The organism is Frankia sp. Allo2, assembly GCF_000733325.1.
GTDB lineage: Bacteria > Actinomycetota > Actinomycetes > Frankiales > Frankiaceae > Frankia > Frankia casuarinae.
Genome location: NZ_JPHT01000021.1, coordinates 70,045 through 76,740, shown reverse-complemented (window position 1 = coordinate 76,740; position 6,696 = coordinate 70,045). Strand labels below are relative to the sequence as shown.

6 protein-coding genes (1 of these 6 only partly in view) are annotated in these 6,696 nt (G+C 69.7%); 3 read left to right on the top strand and 3 right to left on the bottom strand.

Features of this window, described 5'->3' with window-relative positions; genetic code table 11:
* Both ALLO2_RS14840 and ALLO2_RS14835 read left to right on the top strand, forming a co-directional pair.
* A protein-coding gene (locus tag ALLO2_RS14840; protein ID WP_051875288.1) for a HAMP domain-containing sensor histidine kinase crosses the window boundary here: on the top strand, nucleotides 1-943 show its 3' portion. Its footprint begins 479 nt before the window's first position; 943 of the gene's 1,422 nt are visible here — the last part of the coding sequence; its start codon lies beyond the left edge, outside the window; its stop codon occupies nucleotides 941-943.
* Nucleotides 940-1,605: a response regulator transcription factor gene (locus tag ALLO2_RS14835; protein ID WP_011436856.1), complete on the top strand. Its 666-nt coding sequence runs from the start codon at nucleotides 940-942 to the stop codon at nucleotides 1,603-1,605. Before ALLO2_RS14840 ends, ALLO2_RS14835 begins: the two co-directional genes overlap by 4 nt.
* Nucleotides 1,606-1,797: 192 nt before the next feature.
* On the opposite strand, the gene ALLO2_RS14830 is transcribed toward ALLO2_RS14835, so the two are convergent.
* A complete protein-coding gene (locus tag ALLO2_RS14830; RefSeq protein ID WP_023840254.1) occupies nucleotides 1,798-3,291 on the bottom strand; it encodes a hypothetical protein in 1,494 nt (497 codons plus the stop codon).
* Nucleotides 3,288-4,217 (bottom strand): hypothetical protein, encoded by a 930-nt coding sequence (locus tag ALLO2_RS14825; protein ID WP_023840255.1) that lies wholly within the window; start codon nucleotides 4,215-4,217, stop codon nucleotides 3,288-3,290. The genes ALLO2_RS14830 and ALLO2_RS14825 overlap by 4 nt, the downstream gene beginning before the upstream one ends.
* A 315-nt stretch (nucleotides 4,218-4,532) precedes the next feature.
* Here ALLO2_RS14825 and ALLO2_RS14820 point away from each other — a divergent pair, with 315 nt between their 5' ends.
* Entirely contained in the window at nucleotides 4,533-5,591 is a 1,059-nt protein-coding gene (locus ALLO2_RS14820; RefSeq protein ID WP_035732782.1) for a methyltransferase domain-containing protein, read from the top strand.
* 194 nt (nucleotides 5,592-5,785) lie between these two features.
* Here the strand turns inward: ALLO2_RS14820 and ALLO2_RS14815 are convergent, their stop codons facing one another.
* Nucleotides 5,786-6,628: a DUF4097 family beta strand repeat-containing protein gene (locus ALLO2_RS14815; RefSeq protein WP_023840256.1), complete on the bottom strand. Its 843-nt coding sequence runs from the start codon at nucleotides 6,626-6,628 to the stop codon at nucleotides 5,786-5,788.
* Nucleotides 6,629-6,696: the final 68 nt, after the last annotated feature.

Genomic DNA, 6,696 nt, shown 5'->3' with positions numbered 1-6,696 from the left:
GCTGCGCCCGTTGCGCACGATGACCGCGACCACCCTGCGGATCTCCCAGGAGAACCTGCACGAGCGCCTGGACCTACCCGGCCCGCAGGATGAACTCACCGACCTTGGTGACACCATAGACGGGCTGCTGGCCCGCCTGGAGACCGCGTTCGAGGCGCAGCGACGCTTCGTCGCCAATGCCTCCCACGAGCTGCGCACCCCGCTCACGNTGATGCGGACCTCGCTCGATGTCGCCGAGGGCAAACCCCAGCCCGTGCCGCGGGAGGTCACCGTGCTCGCCGGCAAGCTTCGCGAGGGACTCGACCAGGCCGACCGGCTGATCGAGAATTTCCTCACCCTGGCGCGGGCCCATCAGGGGGCACCCGGCAATGATGCCGCCGTCTCGCTCACCGGCCTCGTCGTCGCCGCGCTGGCAGCCCGCGAACCTCACGCCGCCGAGCTGGGCGTGCACATCCACCGTCAGCTCGCGGCCGTCGAGATCATCGGAAACCCGACGCTGCTGCGGCGCCTGGTCGACAACCTCCTCGACAACGCCCTGCGCTACAACCATCCCGGCGGCTTCGTCCACGTCCAGGTCCAGGTCCGCTGCCACCCCGCCACCGGCGGCACGGATGACGCCAGGATTGCCCACCTGACGATCGAGAACGCCGGGCCGCCGCTCGACGACGCCGACGTCCAGCAGCTCGGGCAGCCGTTTCGCCGCCTGGCCGCCGACCGCACGACCGCCGGCAGCGTCGGGCTCGGGCTGTCGATCGTCGCCGCGATCGCCGCGGCCCATGACGGCGCTCTGCACCTGAGCGCCCGACCCGAGGGCGGTCTGCGGGCCGTCATCACCATGCCGCTCGTCGGCCGCGCTCCGGTGTCGGGGGTGCCGAGGGTGCCGAGGGTGCCGGGGGGTCGCGGTGAGGCCGGGGTCGCGGTGAGGCCCGGGGGGTCGCGGTGAGAGTGCTCGTCGTCGAGGACGTGCACCGCCTCGCCGACGACATCGCCGAAGGCCTCCGTGACCACGGCATGGCCGTCGATGTCAGCTACGACGGTCTCGACGCCGCCGCCAAACTCGATGTCAACCGCTACGACGTCGTGCTGCTCGACCGTGACCTCCCCGGCCTGAACGGTGACATGTTGTGCCGGATGATCATAGATTCCGAGGACCCGGCCATGGTTCTGATGCTCACCGCGGCCGACACCAGCGCCGATCGTGTCACCGGGCTGAGCCTCGGCGCGGACGACTACCTCCCCAAACCCTTCCACTTTCCCGAACTCGTCCTACGGGTGCGGGCACTGGCCCGGCGTCGGCCCACCGCGCAGCCACGCGTCCTCAAAGCCGGCGGTGTCGAACTCGACCCACTGCGCCACACCGCCATCCGTGACGGGCGGCGACTCGATCTCTCCGCCAAGGAATTCGCCGTACTGGAGGCACTGTTGCGCGCGATGCCGGCCCCGCTGAGTGCCGAGCGGCTGCTCGAACAGGTCTGGGACGAGTACGCGGACCCCTTCACCAAGACCGTCTCGGTCACCATTGGACGGCTGCGTCGCAAACTCGGCGACCCGCCCGTCATCGAGACGCTCGCGGGGGTCGGCTACCGGATCATCCCGGCCGACTGACCCGGCGGGGCGCACGTGGGCAATCTGGGTGGTCTTTCGCCGTCGTCTGCCGTGATGCCCTACCTGGCCAGATCGACGATGCCGTTCCGGTCCTCGTTGTCTCCCGATGACGTGGTCTCGAGACCCGGCCGGTGTGCCACCGGCCGGATCGGGGAAACGTGGTGCGCGCTCGGTGTGGGTTACCAGTTCGGGTTACCAGTTCGGGTTGAGGATGAGCGGAGCGTCGGTGTCGGCCATCCACTGGTTGAATTCGTCGAGGGTGGTGAACAGCGGCTGGTTGGCGTGGTGGCAGGTAACGGTGGCAAGTTCGATGATTGCGGTGCTGGGATCGCTGGTGGTGAGCGTCGTCTGGACGTGGGCGAGGTCGGGTAGCGCGGCGCGGGTGACCTGAGTGCGCTGATCCTCGCCGAGAGTCATGGTCGCCTGGCCGATCAGCGCGGCCGTGGCCGCGGTGGTGACGGTCTCGGCTTCCAGGACCGCGAGTAGCTCGGGGCTGGCGCCGTCGGCGCGGGCCGCGACGATCGCGAGCCGGAGTCCTTGGATGATGATGGCGGCGGTGGCCTGCGCAACGACACCACCGACGAGGGCTCCGAGGACGGGGACGGGGACGACGGTCTGCCCGACCAGGCCGCCGGCCCACATCAGGCCGGTCCTGGCGGTCCCCGTCACGCTGCGGGCAGCGAACTCGCCGGGGTCGATGCGACCGCGGGCCAGGTCCAGGCCGGCGTCGGCGACGGCCCACACGGCGTCAGCCATGGCGGCGGGCACGGTACCGCTGCCCAGCGCCTTGGGCAGAAGACCGCTGCTGGCCGCGGTGCGGACGGAAGCGGAGATCGTGCCGATAGCACCGGAGCGGGCGGCGTTGCGGGCGGTGCCGCCAGCGACCGTGATGACTGCGGCGCCAGCGGAGGTCTCGCCGGCACGGATCCGGGCGGTCTCGCTGGCCGTGGTGACCATGGCGCCGACGAGCGCGCCTGCGGCGGCTCCAGCGAGGCTGGAGGTGGCGATGTCTCGCCCGGCTGCGGCGGCGATCTGGTGGTTGGCCCATCGGGCCGGGTTGTGGGCGGCGTCCTGCGTCTGCCGGTAGCTGATCGAATCGCTGTGCACCGACCCGTGCGTGAGCCGGTCGGTGCTGAAAGCCGCCGCGTCGGCGTAGCCCTCGAAGTAGATCCCCTCCTGGTTCATGCCCAGCCGCCGGTCGAGCAGGTCGTGGACGGCGTCGACCCGGTCTCCTGCGACCAGTCGCCCCATGCCCTGATATGCGGATCGCGAGATCTGGCGGGTCGTGTCCGACACCCGGTCGACGAGTTTGGCCTGCACCTCGGCGACCATCCGGCCACCGTCAGACAGCCGGATGTCGACCGGACCATTCTGCGGACCGCCCTGTGTCCATTCCAGGACCTGGGCGCGTACCGTCGAGCCCGCGCGGGCCGCGTGCCGGTTGAATCCGACCGCGTGCATCACCTCGAACAGGTGCCCGGCACGCTGCGGATTGCCATGGTTGGCATACCGCCGCGCCAGCTTGACGACAGTGTCGCGGCCGTTCAGTGTCTCGACCACCTCCGCCGCGGTCCGGCGGGTCGTCTGGTCGATGATCGACCAGACCGCGGCGTCCGCCCCACCGGGAAGCAGCCTGATATGCCTCTCGCGTCTGCCGTGAGGCAGGGCAGAATGAGAGGTGGTCACGCTGGCCGGGGCAGGGCGAGCAGCCGCTGCTTGGCGTTGAGAACGACCTGGCGAACCTGCACATCCACCGTTCCGTCCTCGCCGGCGATCGGCGTACTCATCACCGTCACCGCGGTCGAGGCGACCCCGACGAGCTGTGCCACCCGCTGCCGCTGCTCGATCGTGTAGGTCACATAGTCCGGGTTGGCGGTGACGAGCGTATCCAGCAGCGGCAGCCGGACGGTCATCGCGACGCGCAGGTCCTTGAGAATGTCCCGGACCTGCCGGCTGCGCCGACGCACGAGGGCCGCCTGCGCCTGCGCCCGTCCGAAGTCAGCCGCCGCCTCGGCGATCTGCGCCGCTGTCTCGCGCTGACCGGTGCGGGCCCTGCGCCCCTGCCACTCGAGCACCCCGCCCACAGCAATGACCACCGGCGCCGCCACGATGCCCGCCAGCACGGTCGTCCCGGCCGCGACCCCACCACCACCGGCGGCGATCGGCCCGCCGCCCAGCCAGGCCAACGTCGCGCTCGTCGCCGCAGCACCGGACAGCCCTGAAATCGCCGTCCCAGTGGTGGCCGTCGCCAAGGCCCCGACCGCCGCGAACGTCGCACCACCCGCCCCGGCGCCGGCCACCGCCCCAGCAGCCAGCGCCCCCAGTGACTGGACCACGCTGATCCGTAGCCGACGCAGTTCGACGTCCGGCAGCTCCCCGCCGACCAGCAGGTCGATCTCCGCGAGCTCAGCCAGATCGACGTTCTTCAGCCGACTGAACACCTCCTGGAACGGCACCAGCGCCACGTCATACAGCTCAGCACGGGCCCGCTGCTGAGCCTCTGTCTCGGCAGCCATTCGCCCGGCCAGCAGCCGACAGCGAGCTTCGAGCTGCTCGTACGAACGCTTGTTGTCTTTCGCAAGCTTGACCGCATCAACAATGGCGACGCCCACGGGCCCCCCGAATNCCCAGCCACGTTCCAGCGCCCGCCACGATATCGCAGCCCAACAGGCATACCGACCACGGCGCTGCCTGTGGCTTCGGTGGTTACAGGGCCAGCAGGTGATGGGCATCGTGCCTCGGCTGCGTCTGCTCCGGTGAGATTATGGCGGCTGGTAGATCCCGAGGGGGGAGAGGCAGTTCGGCGTGGGGAAGCACTCGAAGCCGGTGGCCTGTCCTGGGTGTTCCGGTGATGGGACGGTCGAAGTTGTCAACGACGGGACGAAGGAGAAGAAAACCTGTCAGCTATGCAAGGGCACCGGGAAGGCATGAGCGGGCGGGTGGTGAACCGGGAGGACTTCATCCCGGATGAGGTCTGGGTGACCGGTGATGACGGATTCTTCCTGGTTCCGCTCCGTCGAAGCGAAGATCCGGAAGGGTGGTTGGCGCTGGTCCGTAGCGATCAGGCGATCACCACCCAGGTAGACGATGGTAGGGACAAGTACGACGGTAAGGGGATCATCCCGACCAGTTCGTGTAGTGCGCGGTGGGTGGTCGACCGGATGCTTGATCTCCTCGGCGTGCGCCCGGGAATGCGCGTGCTGGAGATCGGGACAGGTACCGGCTACAACGCTGCGCTTCTCGCGGTGCAGGCCGGTTCCGGTCAGGTGACCAGCATGGAAGTCGACCCGATGATAGCCGGACAGGCACGGGCGGCGTTGGACCGGACCGGCCATCCCGTGCGGGTGATCGCAGGGGATGGGACCGCGGGCTATCCGGCGGGCGCACCGTACGACCGTGTGATCGCAACAGCGTCAGTGTCGGTGGTCCCCTGTTCGTGGGTGGAGCAGACCCGGCCCGGGGGGCGGATCGTGTTCCCGTTCGCCGGTACCTTCGACGGGGCGTTGGCGGTTCTGGTCGTCGATGACGATGGTGTGGCCCGCGGCCGGTTCCACGATGAGGCCGGGTTCATGCGGCTACGGAACCAGCGGCGCGACCCGCATGTGTGGTGGCTGGGTGAGGACGACGCGGACGTCAGNCCCNCCCGCCGGTATCTCCGCGAGCCTTTCGATGATGCGGCGACCGGGTTCGCGGTCGGCTTGTGGCTGCCGGGCTGCACGACCGGGGACATCGACGAAGGCGGCCCCGCGAACACCCTGTTGCTGTCTCACAGCCCGTCGCAGTCCTGGGCATCGCTGACCGCAGGCCTGGACGAGCACGAGATCACCCAGTACGGGCCGCGTCGACTCTGGGACGAGCTGGAGACGGCCTACGACTGGTGGATGAACTCCGGCCGGCCCTCCCGCGATCGGTTCGGGCTCACTGTGACTCCCGACGGGCAAACCTTCTGGCTCGACAACCCGGACCACGCCATCCTTCTCCGCTGAGCCGGACACGGGAGGGCGGAACGCTCCGACAGGCCGACCTGCCGGCGGCCGAAGGCCGCCCTTGAGGGGGTGCAGGTGGCACGCCGCTGGCGGCCCGACGCACCATGCCCGCTGACCTGACCGACGCCCGGGTCAGCGGCTACGGCGCCATCGAGCGGAAGGCGTAGCCGGGCCGGCTCGCGCTTCGGGAACGGTCAGGCACGGTGGATCAGGATGTCGCCGTCGCCGCTACGGGCGCGCACCTCGACGGTCTCGTCGGTGGGCGCGGGGGCGTGGATGGCGGTCAGTTCGCTGTGCACACCGCCGCATCCCGAGCGGACGTCCAGCAGGGCGGCGGTACCTTTCCGTACTCCCACTTCGAGCCGGCCGGAACCGGATACGAGCGCGACTGTGCCGCGCACCACTTCGCCGATCCGCACGCTGCCCGAGGCGGTCCTGGCCTCGACGCCCGCCAGCGCGCGGTCGACGGTGATGGCACCGGAGACAGTGATCAGCCGTGCGTCCCCCGTCACCTCACCGATGGTGACGCCCCCGTTGGCCGTCTTGACTACCGCCGAGCCGTCGATCTCGCGGATCCGGATCATGCCGTTCGAGGTCTTGATCTCGGCGTGCCCGGTCGTGCGGCCCACGGACACGTTCCCGTCGGCGGTCCCCAGCCGGAGCCTGCCGGTCTGGTCAAGGTCAATGTCGCCGGTGGCGGTGTGGAAGCTGGAATCGCCCAGGCGGCCCGTGCTCTGGATGTTGGTCATCGAGCTCGCCTCGACCCGCGAACCGGTGGGCAGCTCGACTGTCACGGTGACGGAGCCGTCCGACCCGAACAGCGAGCGGGCCGTCTTCCTGGGCGCTCTGAGGTGAAGCTTGCCTTTGTCATATTCGATGCGGGTCTCCCGCGCCGTCCGCACGTCGGTGTCGTGCGACGGGTCGCTCGGGCGTACCTCCACGACCGTGTCGGCGCGGTCGCTCGCGTTGATCCGGACGTGGCCGGTCCCGAGTTCGATGACGGCGAGGATCGGTTCGGGGGTGCGGAAAGTCGGCATGATGATCTCCTTGTAACGTCGTCAGCCTGGACATGGCTTGCCCGGACGCGGTGAACGCCGGCGTGGTG